This window comes from Bradyrhizobium elkanii WSM2783 (assembly GCF_000472865.1).
Classification (GTDB): domain Bacteria; phylum Pseudomonadota; class Alphaproteobacteria; order Rhizobiales; family Xanthobacteraceae; genus Bradyrhizobium; species Bradyrhizobium elkanii_A.
In genome coordinates this window covers 1-21,373 of record NZ_AXAP01000043.1, presented here as the reverse complement: position 1 = coordinate 21,373, position 21,373 = coordinate 1, and the positions used below count along the sequence as shown (strand labels likewise).

Here is a 21,373-nt window from a genome sequence, read left to right as displayed (position 1 = left end):
GAGCATGATCTCTTCGGAAAACCGGAGATCAGTTCTTCCGATCATGCTCTAGGCCGGCTCGCGCGTCAGGATCAATGAGGCGTTCTGCCCGCCAAAGCCGAACGAATTGGACATCACGGCAGTGACGCGGGCGTCGCGCGCCTTGTTGCCGACCACGTCGAAATGAATGGTCGGATCGGGTACGTCATAGTTGATGGTCGGTGGAATCCGCTGATGCTCGAGCGTGAGCAGCGAGAATACCGCCTCGACCGCACCGGCCGCGGAGATCGTGTGGCCGACCATCGATTTGTTCGACGACACCGGAATCTTCGAGATCTGCTCGCCGAAGACCGCCGAGGTCGTCAGATATTCCATCTTGTCGTTCTCGGGCGTCGCTGTCCCGTGCGCGTTGATGTGGTCGATCTGCTCCGGCTCCATCCCGGCGTCCGCCAGCGTCTTGCGCATGCAGCCGATGATCGGCTTGCCGTCCGGGCTCGAGCGGGTGCGGTGGAACGAATCAGTCAGTTCGCCGCAGCCGGCGACGACACCCAGGATCCTCGCGCCGCGCGCGGTGGCCGCCTCATAGCTCTCCAGCACCAGCGCGCCGGCGCCTTCCGCCATCACGAAGCCATCGCGATTCTTGGAGAAGGGCTTGGAGGCAGCCTGCGGCGGATCGTTCTGCGTCGACAGTGCGGAGAGCAGGGAGAAGCGGACCACGGCCTCGGGATTTACCGAGCCGTCGGTTGCAACGCAGAGCGCCGCATCCGCCTCACCACGACGGATCGCCTCGACGCCGAGCTGGATCGCGGTTGCGCCGGAGGCGCAGGCGGTCGACAGCGAGATCGGCGAGCCCTTGGTACCAAAGTTCTCGGCGAGGTATTTTGCGACCGAACCGAACATGAAGCGATCATGATAGGGGGCGAACCTGCCCCCACCGCTCGCACGCAGCATGTCGTAGTAGTCGAATTCCTTCTTGTCGATCGTGCGCCCGAGTTCGAGCCGCTGCGGCCATTCGGTCTCGACCGGCGCAACTGCGAGGAAGAGCGGGCCTGGAAAGTCACCCTTGCTGCCGATACCGGATTGCGCCAGCGCTTCGTCGGTGGCGATTTCGGCGATGCGCTCAGAAAGACTGGTCGAGGTGAACGGATCGACGCTGACGAAATCCACCGTTCCCGCCATCGTGGTCCTCAGTCCATCGATCGGAAAACGGGTGACCGTCTTGATGCCGGATTCGCCGGCAACGAGCTTGGCCCAATTGTCGGCTTTGCCGGCGCCGAGCGATGTGACGATGCCCATGCCGGTCACGACAACGATCGGCCTGCCAAACTTATCGCGTGGTGTCGCCATGCTTCCCCCGTCGATGCTCGCGCGAATGCGCCCTACTTGACGGCCTCAACCAGGGCCATCCCTTCGCCCTGCCAGTGACCGGTTCCCATCACTACAATCTGGGTCGGCGGATCGGATTTTTCAACCTCGAAGCCGGTCGGATCGTTCGGCGGAAACAGCGCGCCGCGTGAGACCGAGAGCGCCGCCAGGGCAACGCCGAGCGGGAATTGGGCCTCCACGGTGTGGCCGAACATCGTTCCGGTGGCGCGTACGGCAAGGCCCTGGTGCTGGCGCAGGAACGCGCGCTCCTCTGACGTGACGGGCTCGGCGCCGGTCGCGCCGGTGACCACCACGCCGACATCGTCGTCGACGCCGAGTTTCGACCATAGCGCCTCCAGAGACTTCGTCACCGCGCCCGGCTGTTTACGCTGTGCGAGGTCGGCGACCACCTTGGAGAGCTTGGCATAAGGCTTGGCGCCGCGCGCCTCGGCGTGCTCACGGGATTCCAGCACCAGGAACGCGCCGGCGGAACCAAGCGCGAATCCGCTGTTGTTCTCGCGGGCCCAGACCGGAGTGAACTCTCCGGTCAGGTTGAAGTCGCCGAATTCGAAGAGGACGAGCAGGTCGAGGCGTTCGCCATTATAGGCGCCGCCGACCAGCGCAATGTCGCTTTGGCCGGCCTCGATGCGCGCCACCGCAATCCGCGCCGCATCGATGCTGGAGGCTTCCTCGCCCATGAAAGTGCGCGAGGTGCCGCGGACGCCATGAACGATGGCGATGTTGCCGGCGAGCAGGTTGGAGAGCTGCGCCAGGAACAGCGTCGGGCGCAGCTCGCTCATCAGCCGCTCGTTGAGGAAGCCGGGGCTGAAATTGCCACGCGCATCGGCGTTCAGGATCGCCGTATCGACCGCGAGGTCGCGCTCGCCGCCGCCGGCCGCGACGATCATGTCCATGCGGGACAGGATTTCCTGATTGCCTTTGACGCCGGCCGAATCCAGCGCCATCCCCGCAGCATAGGTGCCGATGCGCTGCCAGGCTTCCATCTGGCGCTGGTCGCCCTTCTTCGGGATCTGCGCGTCGAAACTGACGGGGGCGAGCGGATGGACGATGTAGGGCGCGAACCGCTTGTCGTCGATGTTGATGCGCTTGGCGTTGAGCGCATCCCAATGCGCGTCCAGTCCTTCGCCGAGCGACGAAAGGACGCCAATGCCGGTGATCCAGACTTCCTTCCGCTCAGTCATGCGTCAGCGCCTGCAGCGGAAAGCCGATCTTCTTGGCCATCGCGTCCATGTGCACGCGAAGATCGGGATGGGGGAAGGGGATGTGGCGGAATGTCAGATCGGCGCTGCATTTCAATTCCTTGCCTACCCGAACCTTGGCCGACGTCACCGCAAAGCCCGAACCTTCATGCTCGACCTTGGCCTCGATCGTCAGTACCTCGCCCGGGTTGACGAAGCCACGCATCTTGGCTTCCTTGATCATCGCGAGAAAGGGCATCCGCTCGAACTTCATCAGGCCGAGCAGTAGCCAGCCGGACGACTGCGCCATCGCTTCCGTCAGCAGCACGCCAGGCATGATCGGATAGCCCGGGAAATGGCCCTCGAAGATCGTGCTGGTCTGCGGAACGTCAGCTTCCACCACGATCGTCTTGTCGCCGATGTTGAGGTCGACGATGCGATCGATGAGCGTGAAATATTCGAGCTGCATGGGGCGCTCGGTTACGAGCCCGACGCCGTGCCCGTGCCTGCGTTCTTGGCCGCGACCAGTTCGTCGATGCGGTCAGCGAGGTTCTTCAGCACGAAGTACTGCTCGGTCGTGGCCTTGCCGTCGTTGACTTCCTGGGTCCACTTCTCAAGTGGCATCTTGATCCCGAACGCCTTGTCGATCGCAAAGGCGATGTCGAGGAAGTCGAGGCTGTCGATCCCCAGATCGTCGATGGCGTGGCTTTCCGGCTTGATCGTGTCGCGCGGGATATCGCAGGTCTCGGCGATAATGTTGGCGATCTGCTCGAATGTGGAAGACATCACTAAGCCTTTGATATATTGGCGATAAATTCCGGGACGATCGGGAGGCGGCGGGCTGATTTGCCCCGGAATGCCCTGTTCCCCCGGGCGGACTCGAGTGCCCGTATATCGGAGCGGGGCCGCGAGTTCAATGGAGCTTGGCCTTGTCTGTGGAGCCGCTTTGTTGGGCAGCAGATAGGGCTGCGGTTCCAGCGCTAGCCCCTCGGCATCACCGAAATCCGCGCGCAATCGCGCCGGCCCATCAGGACGCAATCCTGAGTTTTGCGCAGGTCGGCGATGCTCACGGCCAACCAGATGCCGATTGCGGTCAGCGCCACCGTGAAAGCGAAGGCCGCGATATTGGCCAGCATGCGCTGGCGGAAGTCATCGGGCTCCTCGCGCGGGCGCTCGTAATGGGAAAGGTCCCGGGCCACTTGCCCGGGCTTTCCCGCCTCAAGCGATTGCTCGTGGTGGGCGGGCGGATGGGCGGAGGTGCGCGGCCGGAATTTGAGCACCACGTGCTCACCGTCCGAGCTGATAGGCCGCTGGGTTTTCACTGCCGTCCGTCCGCAGAAGTTGTGATCCTGTTTAGCACGCCGTGCGCGGTCCTCACGTAAAATATTGGTGCGCGCTCTCGCAACGTGATCCCCGCGACACTTCATGGAACTGACAGTGGCGCGATGGGCGCAAGGCATCGCGGCGATGTGTGCGATGCACCCTCGCGCGTCGTGGGGGATCCTCTGTTCACAGCTCATCGAAACGAGAGACCAAGGAATTCAATCCCTGGTGGCGCCGTGCCATAGTGGAACCGGCCCTCGATGGTTTCCGTCGGCAGCAATAGGGAGTGAACCATGGCAAATACGCGTGAGCCGATTCTCAAGCCGGTTACGATCATGTCCCTGCGCCCGACTCAGATGACGGTCGGCATGAGGGAGGTAAAGGAGAAGCGTCAGCGTTGGCGCGAGCACAAGTCAGCGAAGAAGCGCGCCGAAATGCTCGGCCAGCACATGATCCCGGTGGTGCTCGGGCCCGATGAGCGCCACTACGTCGTCGACCATCACCATCTCGCCCGCGCGCTGCACGATGAGGGCGTCAAGGATGTGCTTGTCACCGTGATCGGCGATCTCACCATGGTCGAGCGCGATGCATTCTGGGGGGTGATGGACAACAAGCGCTGGGTCTATCCCTATGACGCCAAGGGTGAACGCAGGCATTTTCGCGATCTGCCGAAATCGGTGGTCGACCTGAAGGATGATCCGTTCCGCAGCCTTGCCGGCGAACTGCGCCGTGCCGGCGGCTTTGCCAAGGATACCACGCCGTTCAGTGAATTCCTGTGGGCAGATTTCCTGCGCCGCAGGGTCGCCCGCAAGCTTGTGGACGCTGATTTCGACACGGCGATGGAGAAGGCGCTCGCGGCGGCAAAAAGCAAGGACGCGGTCTACCTGCCGGGCTGGTGCGGACCAGCCTCGGATGATTAGCGGCCTGTCGGCGGCTGCGGTGGCGTGCCGTGTTCGTTCGAATCGCCGTTGCCGCCCAGCGCGCGATGCAGCAAGCGCTCGGTGCGGCGGCCGACCGTCAGGAGCACGAGCGCGATCACCAGGGCTGTCGCGACGATCCGCCACTCTCCGGCTCCGGAGACGATCCCGATACAGGCGGCCAGAAAGGCACAGGCGGCGCTCGTCAATCCACGGACGCGGAAGTGTTCTCTCTCATGGACGATGACGCCGGCGCCGAGAAAGCCGATGCCGGTCAAGATGCCCTGGATCACTCGGCTGGTCGCGTCGGTGATCTTGCCGACTTCGGTGAACTGCACGGCGACCACCACGACTGTCGCGGTGGACAGTCCGACGATGCCGAGCGTCTTCAAGCCGATCGGCTTTCCGCGCAGATCGCGATTGAGGCCGATCAGGGCGCCCGCCAGCGTGGCGACGCCAAGGCGCAGGATGATATCGCTCCATTCAAGCACGCGGCGTACCTCGGCGGCCGGCTATTTCGGCAACCGTCCCATCATGTAGAACTCGTCGTTCGGGCGCATCGCGGTGAAATTCGCCATCCGGTTTGACAGTGCAAAGAAGGCGGCGATCGCCGCGATGTCCCAGATGTCGTCGTCGCTGAACCCGTGCGCTTCGAGCGCGCTGAAATCGGTCTCCGAGATCGTGCTCGCCTCGCGGCTCACCTTCATCGCGAAATCCAGCATGGCGCGTTGGCGCGGCGTGATGTCGGCCTTGCGATAGTTGACGGCGATCTGGTCGGCGATCTGCGGATTCTTGGCACGGATACGCAGGATCGCGCCATGCGCGATCACGCAGTAGTGGCACTGGTTGGCGGCGCTCGTTGCCACCACGATCATTTCCCGCTCGGCCTTGGAGAGGCCGCTGGCCTTCTCCATCAGCGCGTCGTGATAGGCAAAGAAGGCGCGAAACTCGTCCGGGCGAAAGGCGAACGCCAGGAAGACGTTCGGCACGAAACCGGATTTCTCCTGCACTGCGAGGATACGCTCGCGGATATCCTCGGGCAATTTGTCGAGGGAAGGCGTGGGAAAGCGTGTTGCGATCGGCTCAGTCATGGGCGGGTTCCGGCTCAAGGCAATGCAGCTTGGCCGGAACCATAGTCGATGATGGCGCGAGCGCAAGCGCCCGGCTGAAAGCGCTCAGCGCAATGGCTTCTTCAGGAGCGAGAAGCGGTCCGGATCGAGTCCCATCGAAGGCTGCAGCATCGGCGCATCCAGCGTGGTGCTGCGCGCGGCGGGCCGCTCGCTGATCGCGGGGTCGTTGGGCACGTCGCGGTGCGAGGTCGCGCCGCGCCAGCGCTCCAGGACGGCCGAGACGAAATGCATGTCGTGGCCGGCGGCAACCGACGGCACGGTCGCGATGGTGGCTTCGCTGCGCGGAAGCTGATGCGGCGGCACCTCCTTGAAGCGCAGCCGCGTCGGCAGCGCCACGCCCTCGCCGAACGCCAACACCTCGCGAGTGCCGAGCGAGGGCACGAACGACAGCAGGTTGGCCGCGGCGTCGGAAACCGCCGAGCGCAACAGCGCCTGGTCGCGGTCGTTGGCGAGCCGCATCGTGAACAGCGTGTTGCACTGGGAGATGATGGTGGCATCCAGCTCGGCCGGGCGCTGGGTGACGAGGCCGAGATAGACGCCGTATTTGCGGCCTTCCTTGGCGATACGGGAGACCGCCTTGCGGGTCGGGCCAAAGCCGATATTGCGGTCGGCGGACGCGTAGCGGTGCGCCTCCTCGCAGACGAACAATAGCGGCGAGACGCCGTCGCTCCACAGCCCGAAATCGAATGCCATCCGGCAGAGCACGCTCACGACGGAATCGATGACCTCGGCCGGGAAGCCGGCGAGCTGCATCACTGTCATCGGCTTGCCGTTGGCGGGCAGGCGGAACAGGTGGCTGATGACCTCCGCCATGGTGTCGCCGCCGACATTGGCGTTGTCGAACATGAAGGCGTAGCGCGGATCGTTGCGGACGGTTTCGATGCGCGAGATCAGCTTGTGATAGATGATGCGCGAGGAGCGGTTCTCGAGCTTGCCCATGCGCTCGTCGATCAGCGCGATCAGGTCGACAAGACGATACGGCACCGGCGTGTCGACGGTGTAGCCGATCTGCTTGGGATCGATGCGCTTCAGTCCGATACGGTCGGCATTCTGGTATTGGGTGTAGATGCCCTTCGCCATCGGGATGACTTCGGCAAGGATGTCGAGTTCTTCCGGCACGCCGGGGCGGCCGCCGAACAGCACGTCGACGATCTCTTCGAAGTTGAACAGCCAGAACGGCAGCTTCAGGTTGCGCGGGTTGAGCACCTGGGCGCGGTCGCCAAAGCAGCGCCCGTATTCGTTGTGCACGTCAAGGAGGAAGATGCGCAGGGTCGGCCGCGACTTCAGGATCTCGTTGAGGAGCAGCGACACGCCGGTGGACTTGCCGACGCCGGTCGAACCGAGCACGGCGAAGTGCTTGGACAGCATCTCCTCGATATCGACATAGGCGGTGACTGAACGGTCCTGCTGCAGAGTGCCGACATTGATCTGGTCGGAGCCGCTCGGCGCATAGATCGTACGCAGTTCCTCTGCGCTGATCAGGTCTACGGTGTCGCCGATGGTCGGGTAGTTGGTGACGCCGCGCTGGAATTTGGGACGGTCGCCGCCGAGGATTTCGCCGAGCAGGTCGACGGAGGCGGTTGCGATATAATTGTCTGATGTCGGCAGGTCTTCGCAGCTCACCTCCGTGATCATGGCGACGATCACGGAAGACGCACTCCGGATGCTGACGAAGCGGCCGACGGTCGCGCGCACTTCCGAAAACGGCATCTGGCTGGTTGCCAGGAGTCCGACGCGGGCTTGCGAGCCGCGCACCGAAATCACACGTCCAAAGGATGTCACAGTTCCGGACCCGGATGTTGGGAGATTGAGCTGGATTCCCACTATGGGAAGCGGGGCTGCACAAAGGGTTAAGCCGCCGCCCTTCCGAATTTGCTAAATCCACATCATCCGATTCAGGATTTGCCACTGGGTGCTGGCCAGCGGGCCAAGTTGCGCCGGAAAATCAGGGTTTTCTGGTTAGAACTCGGCCTGTGGTTCCGATTAACGATCGATTTACCACTTCAGAAGAGCACGATACCGGCGGCTGCGCTGTCAACTACGCGCGCCCCGCACCGCCTCGCGGAATGATCACGCCGGAGGTCGGGGGTGGGTACTGGCAAGATGGTCGAGACCTGCTTTCAGGAATGATTTGACCGCGTCCGCCGCACCGGATGCTTCGTCCGACATCAGGTCGAAATGCGCGGACCATACGACCCTGCTGCTGTGGTCCGGCGCGTCCTCGATGCGGAACTCGCCGACATAGTTGCGGATCGGCATCGCGGTTGCCTCCATCCTGTAGCGATAGAAGCGCTCATTCGGTGCGAATTCGATCAGCCGTTCGGTCTGTCGCTTGCCGTCGCACGTCTCGGCAACCCGCGCGCAGCCTTCGTGGTCTCCTTCGCTTTCCACCCTCGTCAGCATCGGGTGCCATCGGCCCACCGCGCCGAAGGAGCCGATCTCCCGCCAGAGGTCCGTGGATTTCTCGCCGATCGGCACGGATACGATGATTTGCGGCATGCGTCAGTCTCCCTGTCATTCTGCTTGCCTCGTGGCGCAAACTATTTCGCGGCGCAGCGGTTCCGGGAACGCCCGAAAAAGGGCGGGAAAACAGTGCTATGTCCGCCGCGCGATCGCGCCTTGCGCTTGGCGCGCGCCGCACCACCTTGATCGGGGCAAGGTGGAGGGGGGACCGATGGCGCCCCGCATCGATTTTACCAGCGAAGAATTCTTCCGCGATCCCGCGACCGCTGTCGCGGCGCTGCGAGCCAGTGCGCCTGTGGTTGCCACGCGATTCCCGATCGTGGGCAAAGTCTGGGTCACCACAACCTATGAGACCACCGCACAGATGCTGAAGGATTCCTCCACGTTCACGCTGCGCAAGGACGACGGGGCGCTCGCGGGACTGCAGTGGTGGATGCCGAAATCCATTGCGACGATCGCCAACAGCATGTTGACGAAGGACGAGCCGGATCACAGCCGGTTGCGCGGCATCGTCGATGAGGCCTTCCGCCGTCGCGCCGTGCTCGGGATGGAGCCGCACATCCGGGCGATCGCGGACGGCCTTGCGGACCAACTGTTCGCATTGGGTAGCCCCGCCGATCTGGTGCAGCGCTATGCGCGCATCCTGCCGCTCTCCGTCATCTGCGAGCTTCTCGGCTTGCCAGCGGCCGACCGGCTGAAATTCATCGGCTGGGCGAATGCGATGGGGCAGATTACGAACGCCTTCGGCTTCGTGCGGATGCTGTTTACCCTGGGGAAGATGCGGCGCTATCTGGAGGAACGCCTCCAAGTAGCGCGCAAAGAGGGCGGCGAGGGGCTCATTGCCGAACTGGTGCAGGTCGAGAGAGAAGGCGGCCGCATCACGGCAGACGAAATGGTGTCGATGGTGATGCTATTGCTCGGCGCGGGTTCCGAAACCACGACGCATCTGATCAGCGGATCGGTGTTCGAGCTGTTGAAGAATCCTGAGATGCGTAACTGGCTCGAGGCGGACTGGAACCGCGCCGCCCTCGCGGTCGAGGAATTCCTGCGCTACGTCTCGCCCGTGCAATTCTCGAAGCCGCGCTATGTGCGGCACGATGTCGAGCTCGGCGGCGTCGCCCTGAAGAAGAACGATCGCGTGATGGCCATGATCGTGGCGGCCAATTTCGATCCCGCATTGCACGTGCAACCCGAGCAAATGGATCTCGAGCGGCGTCCGAACCGCCACATCTCCTTCGGCACGGGCATCCATTTCTGCCTCGGTCACCAGCTCGCGCGGATCGAGGCGATCTGCGCACTCAAGGCGCTGTTCACCCGCTGGCCAAAGCTTCAGCTTGCGGTTCAGCCGTCGGAGATCCATTGGCGACGCCGTCCCGGGATACGGATGATCGAGAAGTTGCCCGTGGTGCCGAATGCGTGAGCGGCGCAGCGTATCGAGACCATGCTAGCCTGTACGACCGGCCGCCGGGGTCGAAGTTGCGAGGAGGCGGTTCTTGGCAGACATCTGGGCCAGGAAATCGACAGCCGACCTGCTGCAGGAGGCCGCAGGCGTGGAAGGAGACGCGCGGGCCTCGCCGCTGCGGCGCACGCTGTCGGCGCTCAATCTCGTCGCGCTCGGGATCGGCGCCGTCATCGGCGCGGGCATCTTCGTCCTGACCGGACACGCCGCGGCGGCAAATGCAGGACCTGCGGTGACGCTTTCCTTCGCGTTCGGCGCGGTGGCCTGCGCTTTCGCGGGTCTCTGCTATGCGGAGATGTCATCGACCGTCCCGGTCTGCGGCAGCGCCTACACCTTTGCCTATGCGACGCTCGGCGAATTTGTGGCCTGGATCATCGGCTGGGACCTGATCCTGGAATATGCCGTCGGTGCTATCGCGGTCTCGATCGGGTGGTCCGGCTATGCCGTCAGCTTCGCCAGGGATTTTGGCCTTACGATCCCGCCGGAGCTCGCGTCTGCGCCGCTGAGCTATGACGCGACCACGCACGCATGGTCGTCGACGGGCGCGATCTTCAACGTGCCGGCGATGGTCGTCATCGTCTTCATCACGGCGCTGCTGGTTGCAGGGATCAGGGAGTCGGCGCGGTTCAACAATTTCATCGTCGCGGTGAAGCTGATCGTCATTCTGCTCTTCATCGCCTGCACGATCTCCTCGTTCACGACCGCGAACTGGGTCACCGCGAGCAATCCCGAAGGGGCCTTCATTCCGCCGAATGCGGGCGTCGGCGTCTTCGGCTGGTCCGGCGTGTTCCGCGGCGCGGCCGTGGTGTTCTTCGCCTATATCGGTTTCGACGCGGTCTCGACCGCCGCGCAGGAGGCGAAGTCGCCGGAGCGCGACATGCCGATCGGCATTCTCGCCTCGCTCGTGATCTGCGCGGCGCTCTATGTCGCCGTCGGCTTCGTGCTGACGGGCATCGTCCCGTTCGACCGGCTGAACGTTCCCGACCCGATTGCGGTCGGGATCGATGCGGCCGGCGTTGGCTGGCTGTCGCCGGTCATCAAACTCGGCATCCTGTTCGGCCTGACCTCGGTGATACTGGTGATGCTGCTGGCGCAGCCCCGGATCTTCCGCGCCATGGCCTATGATGGATTGCTGCCGCCGGCGATCGCAAACATCCATCCGCGTTTCAGGACGCCTCATGTCGCCACGATCGGTTCCGGCATCGTCGTTGCCCTTCTCGGCGGGTTGCTGCCGATCGGGCTGGTCGGCGAACTCGTCAGCATCGGCACGCTGTTCGCGTTCGCCGTGGTCTCGATCGGCACCATGGTGCTGCGCGTCGTCGATCCCGACCTGCCGCGTCCGTTCCGGGCGCCGGCGATCTGGCTGGTGGGCCCGGCCGCGGCTGCAACCTCGATCTTCCTGATGCTCAGCCTGCCGATGGACACCTGGATCCGGCTCGCGGTGTGGCTCGTGATCGGCCTTGTGATCTATGCCGCCTATGGCCGGACGCATAGTCGTCTGCGCGCGGGCGATCAGCGCTGACGCGGCGGAACGATTCGGCCAGCAGCAAATTCATCCAAGGCATCGTCCACGTCCGATCGAAATATTCTGGAAGGCGCTGCGTCGGTGACATGACGCTCGGGTGATTTTGCAGATGTGAAGGTGTGTGCTTAGCGTTCGGTGCTAGCGTGAGATCGATCAACGAGAGCGGCAAGGGAGAACGTCCATGAGCGAGCGAACAATCGCCAACCGCGAACGACGACCATCCCGCCGGCATTTCCTGCAAGCCGGCGCGGCGGTCGCGGGCGGGGCCGCGCTGGGCGCGACACCAGGCGCGGCGGACACCGGCAACCTTCCGCCCAACATTCCCGAATGGATGAAGGCACCCGGCGCACCGATGGGCGATCAGCCCTACGGTACGCCGTCGGTCTATGAGAAGGGCGTCGTCAAGAACATCTCCAAGACGCTGCCGCAATATCTCTCGGCGTCCGGCCGCACGCCGCTGCAGGAGCTTGACGGCATCATCACGCCGAACGGGCTGTTCTACGAACGCCATCACGGCGGTGTGCCGACCATCGATCCGGCGCAGCACAGGCTGATGCTGCATGGCCTGGTCGACCGTCCGTTGATCTTCGCGATGGACGACATCCGTCGTTTCCCGTCGCAGTCGCGAATCCATTTCATCGAGTGTTCCGGCAATCCCGTCTACACCAAGCCCTATGGCAAGACCGCGTCTGACCTCGTCGGCCTCGTGAGCTGCGCCGAGTGGACCGGCGTGATGCTGAAGGACGTCCTTGACGAAGCCGGCCTGCAGAAGGAAGCGAAGTGGCTCGTGGCCGAGGGCGCGGATGCGGCGGCGATGACGCGCTCGATCCCGATCGAGAAATGCCTCGACGACGCCATGCTGGTCTACAGCCAGAACGGCGAGCGGCTGCGCCCTCAGCAGGGCTATCCGTTGCGCCTCTTGCTGCCGGGCTTCGAGGGAAACATGAACATCAAATGGCTGCGGCGGCTGAAGGCCGCCGCGGAGCCTGTCTATTCGCGCGAGGAGACCTCCAAATATACCGACCTGATGCCCGACGGAACGGCACGCGAGTTCACCTTCACCATGGAGGCGAAATCGATCATCCTGCGTCCCTCGGGTGGACAGAAACTGAACGACACCGGCTTCCATGAGATATCCGGCATCGCCTGGAGCGGGCACGGCAAGATCAAGCGCGTCGAGGTTTCGGTCGATGACGGCAAGAGCTGGCAGACGGCCAAACTTCAGGAGCCGGTCCTGACCCGCGCGCTCACCCGCTTTCGCCTGCCTTGGCAGTGGGACGGCACTCCCGCCGTGATCCAGAGCCGCGCGATCGACGAGACCGACTATGTGCAGCCGACGCTCGCCGAATTGCTCGCGGTTCGCGGCGTCAATCATTACTACCACAACAACGCGATCTGGCCGTGGCGCATTACCGCGAATGGGGAGGTGAGCAATGCGCTGGCTTAGATCGCATGTCGCCCTGCTGGCCGCCGTGATCGCCGGGCTCGCTGCTGCCGCGCAGGCCGAGGAGTCTTTCCATATCGGACGCGCGGCGACGCCGGGGGAAATCAAGGGCTGGGACATCGACATCGGCCATGATGGATCGAACCTGCCGCCCGGCAGCGGCAACGTCGAGCGCGGCCGCGTGGTCGTCAGCGAACAATGCGCCGCCTGCCACGGCGCCGACGGGCAGGGCGGTGTCGGCGATCGCCTGGTCGGCGGCCAGGGCACGCTTGCAGGCGCAAAGCCGGTGCGCACCGTCGGCAGCTACTGGCCCTATGCTCCGACACTGTTCGACTATATCCGCCGCGCCATGCCGCAGAACGCGCCGCAGTCGCTGAGCGATGAGGATGTCTACGCGGTCTCCGCCTACATCCTCAATCTCAACGGCCTCGTTCCGGCGGACGCTGTGCTCGACGCGAAGACGCTCGCCGCTATCAAGATGCCCAATCGCGACAACTTCGTTTCCGATCCGCGGCCAGACGTGCGCTAGCTCTACGGCAGCCGCAGCCGAACGGCGCGGAAGCCGGCCGCCGCGCGGATCACGCCGGCACTGAACAGCCGCCATATTGCCGCGCCGAAGCCGAGCGGCGCTTCCGCGCGCGCCGTCCCGGAGAGCGCGTGTCGGGCCATGTCCATCGCGGGCTTCTCGATCCAGCGATAGGTGAGCGCAGCGACGGGGACGACGAGGACCACGGAAAGAACCAGCGCGGCCACCAGCGCCAGCGTTGGTGTTCCCAGCACCACCAGCTTGTCGTCATTGTGCCATGCCACCAGTTCGAGGTGGAGCTTGTGGCCGAGGAAGGAGGCGGCGCTCCGCATGATCTGGAAGATGAAGGTGTGGATCATATAGATCGAATAGGACCACAGCCCGAGCTTCTGCAGCGCAGGCGAGCGCAGCACCGCCGAGATCTTGCCCTGGTCGAACGAGAACACGCAGATCACGACCGCGGCGAGCAGTGGAAACAGATATTGTGGTCCGCCGGATGGAGTAACCAACACGAACACGGCAACCAGCACCGCGCACGAGACCTCCAATATGTTCGGCATGTCGAGCCGGCCGTTGGAATAGAGGCGCAGGTCGTAGACCAGGCATCCCGCGAAGAAGGAGAACATCGCGCGCAGCATGCCCCAATCGCTGGAGACGAACAGCGTTCCCGGCGAACGTTCGTAGAGCTGCATTCCGGCCGCAAGGCAGAGGCCAAGGAAGATCTCGCGCCGCCGGCGCGGGAACAGCACGACGATGACCGCGAACAGCATCGAGACGTAGAACTCGACCGCCGCGCTCCAGGCGGGGCCGTTCCAGGTCAGGCCGCCATGCAGGTTGAAGGACTGGAGGAACAGGATGTTGGTGACGGCTTCGTAGAGCGTGTGCCCGGCGCCGAACGGTACCGAATCCAGCGAGAACGAACCGTCGGTGCGCATGAAGACGATCTTGCTCACTTCGATCATTACGAACAGCGCCAGCATCACCATATGCAGCGGCCAGAGCCGCGCGAACCGCATCGCCATGAAGCGGACGCCATCGCCGGCTTGGTGAAGGCGCTGGCCATAGGCGTGACAGAGCACGAAGCCGGACAGGGCAAAGAACATGTCGACGCAGAATTGCAGGTTCACGAACGGCTGGGTGCCCTTCAGCGCATGGTAAATGGGGATGTGGAAGAGCACCACGAGCAGCGCGCAGATACCGCGCATTGCATCAAGTGCCTCAAACCGGCCCACGCCCGAAGATGTCTGTCCCGCCATGATACGCCTCTTTCGCCGGCAATGCGTTTGGCATGTCCTTGAGCAAGGCGGGGGCCAGCGGTGATGGCGGAGCGGCGGGGTGATCGGGGTTCTCTGAGGTTTGGTAAATCAGCGGATGATTCGCTTACGATTGCAATGACGGAGCCGTCATTCCGGGCGCGCGCCCCGGAATGACCACGGCGTATTCGTACGAGCGAACGGCAGGACTACGCTTCTCCCGCGCTCGTTGATTATCGCGCAGCGTGGGACGCTAACCCGCCCCCTTACGATTTCCTCACCAGCTTCCACTTGCCGTCGGCCGTTCGCTTGAGCGCGGGGTCGCTGAGCCGGATGTGGCGCGACAGGAAATCGATGAAGGCGCGCACGCGAGCGGGAAGGGGGCCGCCGTGGCCCACATAGACCGCGTGAATATCTTCGCGGTCCTCGGGATTGAGAGTTTGAAGCACCGGCACCAATCGTCCGGCCTCGATGTCCGGACCGATGTGGAACAAAGCAAGGCGCGCCAGCCCTGCGCCGCCCAAAACGAGCCGGCGCACGGCTTCGCCGTCGCTGGCACGGACCATCGGCGGCGGCAGCACCTCTTCGATCCGCTCTCCCTTGCGGAATGGCCAGCCGCGGATCGTGCGTGGAAAGGTCCAGCCGATGCCGCGGTGGTTGGCGAGCTCAGTCGGCGTCTTGGGCGTGCCATGTTTGGCGAGGTAGTCCGGCGAGGCCACGACGACCATGCGGCTGGTCGCGAGCTTGCGCGCGATCAGCCGCGACACCTGCAGCGGGCCGACGCGGATCGCGACGTCCGCGCGCTCCTGCATCAGGTCGATCACGGTGTCGGTAAGGACGATATCGAGCGTGATCCCGGGATGCTCGGCAAGAAAGCGCGGTACCAGCGGAAGGATATGCAATGTGCCGAACGGGATGTTGCTGTTGACGGTGAGATGGCCTCGAGGCGTCGCACCGGCGGCGGCTTCATGTTCGGCTTCCTGGATCTCGGCGAGGATGCGGACCGCACGTTGATAGAAGGCTTCACCTTCCGGCGTGAGCTGCAGCTTGCGCGTGGAGCGGTTGATCAGTCTGGCGCCGAGGCGTGCCTCCATCCGCGACACCAGCTTGCTGACGCCCGAGGGCGTGAGCCGCAGGCTCTGCGCTGCGGCAGTAAAGCCGGCGCGATCGACGACGCGGACGAACACTTCCATTTCGCCGGAGCGGTTGGTGTCTGATCGAACCATGTTGAACTGGTGTCACAAATGATTGGACTTGTCGCCCTCTAATTCTCGCAACGTCACAACGCTATTTCCGGGCTTGCCGTCCTTCCAGTCCGGAGCCACGTCCTTGCCCATCGCTGTCCTTGCGCTCACCGCCGGTGCCTTTGGCATCGGTACCACTGAATTCGTCATCATGGGTCTTCTGCTGCAGGTCGCTGCCGACATGCAGGTGTCGGTATCGGCCGCGGGCCTGCTCATTTCGGGTTACGCGCTGGGCGTGTTCGTCGGCGCGCCGATCCTGACGCTCGCGACGCGGCGGATGCCGCGCAAGGCCGTGCTGCTGGCGCTGATGGCCATTTTCACACTCGGCAACGCCGCCTGTGCGCTGGCGCCGAGCTATGGGTTGCTGATGGCCGCGCGGGTGCTGACCTCATTGGCACACGGCACGTTTTTCGGCGTCGGCTCGGTGGTCGCGACAAGCCTCGTCGCCGAGGACAAGCGCGCTTCCGCGATCGCAACGATGTTCGTCGGCCTCACAGTGGCGACCATTCTCGGCGTGCCGTTCGGCGCCTGGATCGGGCTATCGCTCGGATGGCGCGCGGCGTTCTGGGCGGTCACCGCGATCGGCGTCGGGGCCTTTGCTATCGTGGCGTTGTTCGTGCCGGGCCACGTGGGCGAGGACGGCAATGCGGTGAAGGTCCGAGATGAACTGGCGGTGATGCTTCGTCCGCAGGTCCAGCTCTGCCTCGCCATGACGGTGCTCGGCTTTGCCGGGGTGTTCACGGTCTTCACCTATATCCAGCCGATCCTCACACGCGTCACCGGATTTTCCGACGCGGCCGTGTCGCCAATCCTCCTGGTGTTCGGGGTAGGGCTGTCGATCGGAAATGTTGCCGGCGGACGGCTGGCCGATCGAGGCCTGCCGCGCGCTCTCATCGGAACGCTGGCCGCGCTCGCGGTCGTCCTGGTCGCAATGACCGCTGTGCTTCCGCTGAAGGTGCTGACCATCGTGCTGGTCGGACTGCTCGGCATCGCGGCGTTCGCGACCGTAGCGCCGCTGCAGCTCCGGGTGCTCGAAACGGCAGGCGAAGCCGGACGGACGCTCGCCTCGAGCCTCAACATCGCCGCCTTCAATCTCGGCAATGCATTCGGCGCCTGGGCCGGCGGGATCACCATCGATCATGGACTCGGTCTCACCGCACTGCCGCTGGTTGCGGCGGCGATCACCTCGGCCGGTCTTGTCCTGGCGCTGTGGAGCCTGCGCCTGGATCGGCCGCAGGCCCGGGCGGCGACCTGTCCTGCGAAATAGGCGCCGGCCGATTTCCACAGTGAAGCTCGAAATAATCCGGCCAGTTTGGTCGAAAGCGAATGGCGGATTACGTTTCTCGCCTTCGTCCTTGAGATATATCGGAGCGTGGGGCGCAAGGACGCGGACTCATTAAGGCGCAGCCATAGCCTGATTGACGCGAGTTGAACGAAGGCAAGGTGGTTGGCAGCGAGCCTGTCGTAACGCGTCGCCACCCGACGACATTGTTCGATCCTGTTGAAGAACCGGTCGACCTGGTTGCGAGCGCGGTAGAGATAGGGGCTGAAGCAGATCGGATCGCTGCGATTGCTTTTCGGCGGGATGTTGGCCCACGCGCCCTTCTTCATGGCAAGCTCTCTGATCCAGTCGGCGTCATTAACCTGCCGACAACCCCTGTTGAATCCGTCGAAAATGACCCACAACGGACATCGTGGCCGCAGAAAAATCACGCAAAGGAGTCGAGGTTCCTCACGAGTGACCCGAGGTCACGGATACCGGCGATTTCAATTTCCTTCCCAGGGAAAGTCCCGCTCCATTTCATGAACTCGCTCCGCGATAAACTCGGCGAAGGCACGAGCTGACGCCTTGGCGGCGCGGCCAGCCGGCAAAATCACGTTGATGTCGGCCGAACCAACTTCCCAGTCTGGCAAGATCCTGACGAGTGCTCCCGACCGCAGCTCAGCCCGAACGCTTCCCTGGCTGGTCGAACAGATACCCAAGCCTGCAACTGCAGCGGCAGACGCTGTTTCCGTCGCGCTGATAACAAATCGTCCTTGGATGCGAACTGAAACAGCCTTTCTGGCTTTACGAAACGACCATGCCTCTGAAGACCCACCCGCAGGTCCCACAATGAGCGTGTGCTTGGTGATCTCAGCCGGCACGGAAGGAGCACCAGCTCGCGCCAGGTACGACGGGGCGGCGACGAGAACCCGGTGAAGAGTGCCAATCTTGCGCGCCACAGCGGTGCTGTCATCGAGGGAGCCTATCCTGACGGCCACGTCCACGGAATCTTCGATGAGGTTGTGCCGAGCATCGTCGAGCGAAAATTCCATGCGCAGCTTCGGATGCCGATCGCTAAACTTGGCGAGCTTTGGCATGATCGTACGAGAAGCGAAGGACGGAGACGCCGCCACTCTCAGGGTGCCGCGCAACTCACCGGTGCCCCGTGCAGCATGATCGGCTTCATCGAGCGCTGCGAGGATCGCCTCGCACCGAGCGAGATAATCCGCGCCGGCTTCCGTGAGCGTCACAGCCCGCGTGCTGCGCAGCAACAATGCGACGCCGATTTGCTTCTCCAGCGCCGCCACGATCCTAGACGCGGTCGGCTGCGTAATCCCGATCTCGCGCGCTGCCACGGAGAAACTGCCGCTCCGTGCGACCCGCACGAACAGCCGCATTGAGGTGAAGCGATCATTCATACAGATCTCGTATTTATGAAAGTGATTTTTTTAGACTACTCCGAATGTTTGCATGAGCCAAATTATTCACGGTAGCCACGGCTGATAGAGCCAGAAGCAGTTCGCCGACTCCATCAAGGCCCTGGTGGGCCTCGACGATCCGTAGGCGTAATAACTTGCGACGCGTCAGCACTTCTGATCCCGGATTTGGAGGGTCCATCATGAACCGCCGCGAATTTCTGACCTCCACCGGTGCCTCGGCTGCTGCAATGACGCTGAATGTAACGGTCGAAGGAAAGGAGGCGACAATGACAGACAATTCCTCGCTCTGGCCCAATGGCGCGCGTCTCGCGATCAGCATTTCCTTAATGTACGAAGGCGGCGGTCAGCCCCTCTCCGGCGCTCCTGGCGTGATCCCCGAACCGATCAAGGACGGCTTGCCGGACATGCCGACTAACGGCGTGTTCCAGTACGGCATCTACGAGGGCACGCCGCGTTTGCTCAACCTGTTCGACAAGCACGGCATCAAGGTCACCGCCTTCATGATCGGGCAAGCGGTCGACAAGGATCCCGCTTTGGCACAAGAGGTCGTGCGTCGCGGACACGAAGCGGCCGCCCACGGCCGCACCTGGTCGGCGAGCTATGATCTGAGCCCGGCTGATGAGCGGCAGTTCATCATCGACAACATGAACAGCATCGAGCGCGCGACCGGCCAGATGCCGAAGGGATGGAGCGCCTATTGGGTACGCAACAGCCCGCACACACTCGATATCCTAAAAGAGCTCGGTTTCACCTACTATTTGGACGAAGCCAGTATGGACGAGCCGTTCATTCTGCCAGTCAGGGGCGGCGATTTCGTCACAGTGCCTTACACTTTCCATTTGAACGACATCGTGTCTTACCCATTCGAGGGCTATAACCCGGCTGCCTATGAGCAGTCGCTCAAGGACGAATTCGATCAGCTTTATGAGGAAGGGGCCAGTCGCCGTCGGATGATGGTGATGGCGGTCCATGACCGCCTCTCCGGTCACGCCAATCGCGTGCGCGCCCTTGATCGCTTTTTCACATACGCAAAGAGCAAGCCGGCCGTCTGGTTTGCCCGTAAGGACGAGATCGCGAATTGGGCGCTGAAGACGCGCGACAAGACCCCGTATCTCGATCGTGGCCCTGTGCAGAAGACCGGTCTTTCGGGGCCGTCGGCCTGATGGAGTGCACGGCTTGGCCGAAGGTTACCGCCGTGTGTGACATTCGGCCGGACAGCGCGATCGACCAGGAGTGGCCATGACTGCCTCGAATATGACGCTGACCTTGATCGGCGGCCCGACTGTCCTCATTCAGATTGACGACATTCGCCTGCTGACGGATCCGACGTTTGACCCGCCCGGGCAGTATCAGGGACCACATAGCCCTGTGAAGCACCTGAAGACCGCAGGGCCTGCCCTTTCGGTCGAGCAGATAGGCAGGCTCGACGCCGTGTTGCTGAGCCACGACCATCATTTCGACAATCTCGACAACTCTGGCCGCGCTCTTCTGCCCAGCATCGGTGTGATCTACACGACAAAGTCGGGGGCGCAGCGTCTCGGCGGAAGTGTCGTCGGCCTGAGGCCGTTCGAGACGCGCTCGCTCGAGGTGGGTCGCAGCACGAAGCTGTTCGTGACGGCGACACCGGCACGCCATGGACCGATCGGGGTCGACGCTGGCGACGTGGTTGGATTTGCCCTCGGGGTTAATGAGCCGGGTGATCTCATCTACATCACCGGCGATACTCTCTGGTTCGATGGCACCGCGGACGTTGCGCGCCGCTTCTCTCCAAAGGTTGTCGTGCTGTACACCGGTGCCGCGGAGCCGCGAGGGCGTTTCCGCATGACAATGGGTAGCGAGGATGCTTTGGAAGCCGCGCACGCGTTTCCGAATTCGAGACTGGTTTCGGTTCACAACGAAGGTTGGGGCCACTTGCGGGAGAGCCAGGAACAACTCGCCGATGTCTTCCGCACGTTCGGTCTGGCAAATCGCCTGACTCGAATCGAAAAGGGCATGCCACTCGAATTCGCAGTAGCTTGACAGGAGGCCGAAATAGCCCGAGGCACGCTCTCCACTCGTCATTGCGAGGGGCGAAGCGACGAAACAGTCCAGAGCCTTTCCGCGGAACGCTTCTGGATGGCTTCCGCGAAGCCTCTCATCGGGCTGCGCTTTGGAGCGCGGGCTCGCGCCTGCCTAGGCGAGGAAATAGCAAGGCGTTCGTCGCGATGTTCTCCAGTTCGCCAGCGAACACGGTATGCTGTTCTATCCGAAGTTTGATAGTGCGCGGGGACGACTCGCAGCCCAATGTGCGAAGGAGCGGATTTCATCCAAACTCAGCCGGACTCGATGCGGTCGTGATGAGGGTACTGCCGAACGTGGCGGAATTGATCCATCGCTCGGGCCGCTGAGCGGCCGATTCACCAGCGGCGACAAGGATAATCCTTCATTGTCGCCGATGGGTGAGATGAAATAATACCGAGCCATTTCGGGTTTTGGCCCATCGCGACATATTGCGCTGCCGCACGAACTCGGCCGCTATAGGGGCAAAGCGGACATTGCGTTCGTCGCATCACGCCGCAGGGTTTGTGGGTACACGGCCTAACACTACTTTGGCAGATTGTGTTTTCGCCGCTGTTTTTCACGGATTTGCTTTCGGCAATATGGGCACTGCTGAGACGGCGGCCGAAGGATGAGATCGACGATGGCGTGACGTACGGCTGGCATGGTTGGCTGAGGCGGAGGCCCGTTGATTCTTTTTTTTCCGCCCCGCGTATGCGAGGCGACGATGTTGCAGGAAGGCGTAGGCAATCATTGTCATCAAGGCGTGGCGATGAAGACCTTGCCATGATCGCCCTTCGAAGTGA

General features: G+C 63.1%; 20 protein-coding genes and 2 pseudogenes. 8 read left to right on the top strand and 14 right to left on the bottom strand.

Features of this window, described 5'->3' with window-relative positions:
• Nucleotides 1–48: 48 nt before the first annotated feature.
• The 5 genes from YY7_RS0130230 to YY7_RS0130210 all read right to left on the bottom strand — a co-directional run bounded on the left by YY7_RS0130230 (nucleotide 49) and on the right by YY7_RS0130210 (nucleotide 3,865).
• Nucleotides 49–1,326, bottom strand: a complete 1,278-nt coding sequence (locus YY7_RS0130230) for a beta-ketoacyl-ACP synthase (protein WP_028166496.1) — start codon at nucleotides 1,324–1,326, stop codon at nucleotides 49–51.
• Nucleotides 1,327–1,358: 32 nt separating this feature from the next.
• Nucleotides 1,359–2,546 carry a beta-ketoacyl-ACP synthase gene (locus YY7_RS0130225; protein WP_028166495.1) on the bottom strand — a complete coding sequence of 396 codons (1,188 nt, stop codon included), beginning with the start codon at nucleotides 2,544–2,546 and terminating at the stop codon, nucleotides 1,359–1,361.
• Nucleotides 2,539–3,012: a 3-hydroxyacyl-ACP dehydratase FabZ family protein gene (locus YY7_RS0130220; RefSeq protein WP_028166494.1), complete on the bottom strand. Its 474-nt coding sequence runs from the start codon at nucleotides 3,010–3,012 to the stop codon at nucleotides 2,539–2,541. Before YY7_RS0130220 ends, YY7_RS0130225 begins: the two co-directional genes overlap by 8 nt.
• Nucleotides 3,013–3,023: 11 nt before the next feature.
• Entirely contained in the window at nucleotides 3,024–3,329 is a 306-nt protein-coding gene (locus YY7_RS0130215; RefSeq protein ID WP_027583603.1) for an acyl carrier protein, read from the bottom strand.
• 194 nt (nucleotides 3,330–3,523) lie between these two features.
• Nucleotides 3,524–3,865, bottom strand: a complete 342-nt coding sequence (locus tag YY7_RS0130210) for a hypothetical protein (protein ID WP_028166493.1) — start codon at nucleotides 3,863–3,865, stop codon at nucleotides 3,524–3,526.
• 294 nt (nucleotides 3,866–4,159) lie between these two features.
• Here YY7_RS0130210 and YY7_RS0130205 point away from each other — a divergent pair, with 294 nt between their 5' ends.
• Entirely contained in the window at nucleotides 4,160–4,786 is a 627-nt protein-coding gene (locus YY7_RS0130205; protein WP_028166492.1) for a ParB-like protein, read from the top strand.
• Here the strand turns inward: YY7_RS0130205 and YY7_RS0130200 are convergent.
• The 4 genes from YY7_RS0130200 to YY7_RS0130185 form a co-directional block, all read right to left on the bottom strand.
• A complete protein-coding gene (locus YY7_RS0130200) occupies nucleotides 4,783–5,274 on the bottom strand; it encodes an MgtC/SapB family protein (RefSeq protein WP_028166491.1) in 492 nt (163 codons plus the stop codon). The two genes, YY7_RS0130205 and YY7_RS0130200, sit on opposite strands and share 4 nt — an antisense overlap.
• 21 nt (nucleotides 5,275–5,295) lie before the next feature.
• Nucleotides 5,296–5,874, bottom strand: coding sequence for a peroxidase-related enzyme (locus YY7_RS0130195; protein ID WP_028166490.1), 579 nt, complete (start codon nucleotides 5,872–5,874; stop codon nucleotides 5,296–5,298).
• 84 nt (nucleotides 5,875–5,958) lie between these two features.
• Entirely contained in the window at nucleotides 5,959–7,695 is a 1,737-nt protein-coding gene (locus YY7_RS0130190; protein WP_028166489.1) for an ATP-binding protein, read from the bottom strand.
• 288 nt (nucleotides 7,696–7,983) lie between these two features.
• A complete protein-coding gene (locus tag YY7_RS0130185) occupies nucleotides 7,984–8,412 on the bottom strand; it encodes an SRPBCC family protein (RefSeq protein WP_028166488.1) in 429 nt (142 codons plus the stop codon).
• Nucleotides 8,413–8,587: 175 nt separating this feature from the next.
• Here YY7_RS0130185 and YY7_RS0130180 point away from each other — a divergent pair, with 175 nt between their 5' ends.
• The 4 genes from YY7_RS0130180 (at nucleotide 8,588) to YY7_RS0130165 (ending at nucleotide 13,333) form a co-directional block, all read left to right on the top strand.
• Nucleotides 8,588–9,796: a cytochrome P450 gene (locus YY7_RS0130180; protein WP_028166487.1), complete on the top strand. Its 1,209-nt coding sequence runs from the start codon at nucleotides 8,588–8,590 to the stop codon at nucleotides 9,794–9,796.
• A 73-nt stretch (nucleotides 9,797–9,869) separates the two neighbouring features.
• The gene (locus YY7_RS0130175; protein ID WP_028166486.1) at nucleotides 9,870–11,357 is read left to right on the top strand and encodes an amino acid permease; all 1,488 of its coding nucleotides are present in this window, start codon (nucleotides 9,870–9,872) and stop codon (nucleotides 11,355–11,357) included.
• 184 nt (nucleotides 11,358–11,541) lie between these two features.
• Entirely contained in the window at nucleotides 11,542–12,807 is a 1,266-nt protein-coding gene (soxC, locus tag YY7_RS0130170; RefSeq protein WP_028166485.1) for a sulfite dehydrogenase, read from the top strand.
• On the top strand, nucleotides 12,794–13,333 hold the full coding sequence (locus YY7_RS0130165) for a c-type cytochrome (protein ID WP_028166484.1): 540 nt from the start codon (nucleotides 12,794–12,796) through the stop codon (nucleotides 13,331–13,333). The genes soxC and YY7_RS0130165 overlap by 14 nt, the downstream gene beginning before the upstream one ends.
• Before the next feature lie 2 nt (nucleotides 13,334–13,335).
• Here YY7_RS0130165 and YY7_RS0130160 read toward each other — a convergent pair whose 3' ends face one another.
• On the bottom strand, nucleotides 13,336–14,586 hold the full coding sequence (locus YY7_RS0130160) for an acyltransferase family protein (protein ID WP_080663910.1): 1,251 nt from the start codon (nucleotides 14,584–14,586) through the stop codon (nucleotides 13,336–13,338).
• A gap of 263 nt (nucleotides 14,587–14,849) precedes the next feature.
• Nucleotides 14,850–15,809: a LysR family transcriptional regulator gene (locus YY7_RS0130155; protein WP_028166482.1), complete on the bottom strand. Its 960-nt coding sequence runs from the start codon at nucleotides 15,807–15,809 to the stop codon at nucleotides 14,850–14,852.
• Between the two features lie 103 nt (nucleotides 15,810–15,912).
• Here YY7_RS0130155 and YY7_RS0130150 point away from each other — a divergent pair, with 103 nt between their 5' ends.
• On the top strand, nucleotides 15,913–17,094 hold the full coding sequence (locus tag YY7_RS0130150; RefSeq protein ID WP_028166481.1) for an MFS transporter: 1,182 nt from the start codon (nucleotides 15,913–15,915) through the stop codon (nucleotides 17,092–17,094).
• A gap of 137 nt (nucleotides 17,095–17,231) precedes the next feature.
• On the opposite strand, the pseudogene YY7_RS64505 reads toward YY7_RS0130150, so the two are convergent.
• A pseudogene (locus tag YY7_RS64505) lies at nucleotides 17,232–17,465 on the bottom strand (IS5/IS1182 family transposase); the annotation flags it as partial.
• A 129-nt stretch (nucleotides 17,466–17,594) separates the two neighbouring features.
• The gene (locus YY7_RS0130145; protein ID WP_028166480.1) at nucleotides 17,595–18,509 is read right to left on the bottom strand and encodes a LysR family transcriptional regulator; all 915 of its coding nucleotides are present in this window, start codon (nucleotides 18,507–18,509) and stop codon (nucleotides 17,595–17,597) included.
• A gap of 200 nt (nucleotides 18,510–18,709) precedes the next feature.
• Between YY7_RS0130145 and YY7_RS0130140 the strand changes: the two genes are divergently transcribed.
• Nucleotides 18,710–19,693, top strand: coding sequence for a polysaccharide deacetylase family protein (locus YY7_RS0130140; protein WP_035691279.1), 984 nt, complete (start codon nucleotides 18,710–18,712; stop codon nucleotides 19,691–19,693).
• 91 nt (nucleotides 19,694–19,784) lie between these two features.
• The gene (locus YY7_RS0130135) at nucleotides 19,785–20,549 is read left to right on the top strand and encodes an MBL fold metallo-hydrolase (protein WP_245287461.1); all 765 of its coding nucleotides are present in this window, start codon (nucleotides 19,785–19,787) and stop codon (nucleotides 20,547–20,549) included.
• A 598-nt stretch (nucleotides 20,550–21,147) separates the two neighbouring features.
• Here the strand turns inward: YY7_RS0130135 and YY7_RS58620 are convergent.
• Nucleotides 21,148–21,373: pseudogene (locus YY7_RS58620) on the bottom strand (IS701 family transposase); the annotation flags it as partial.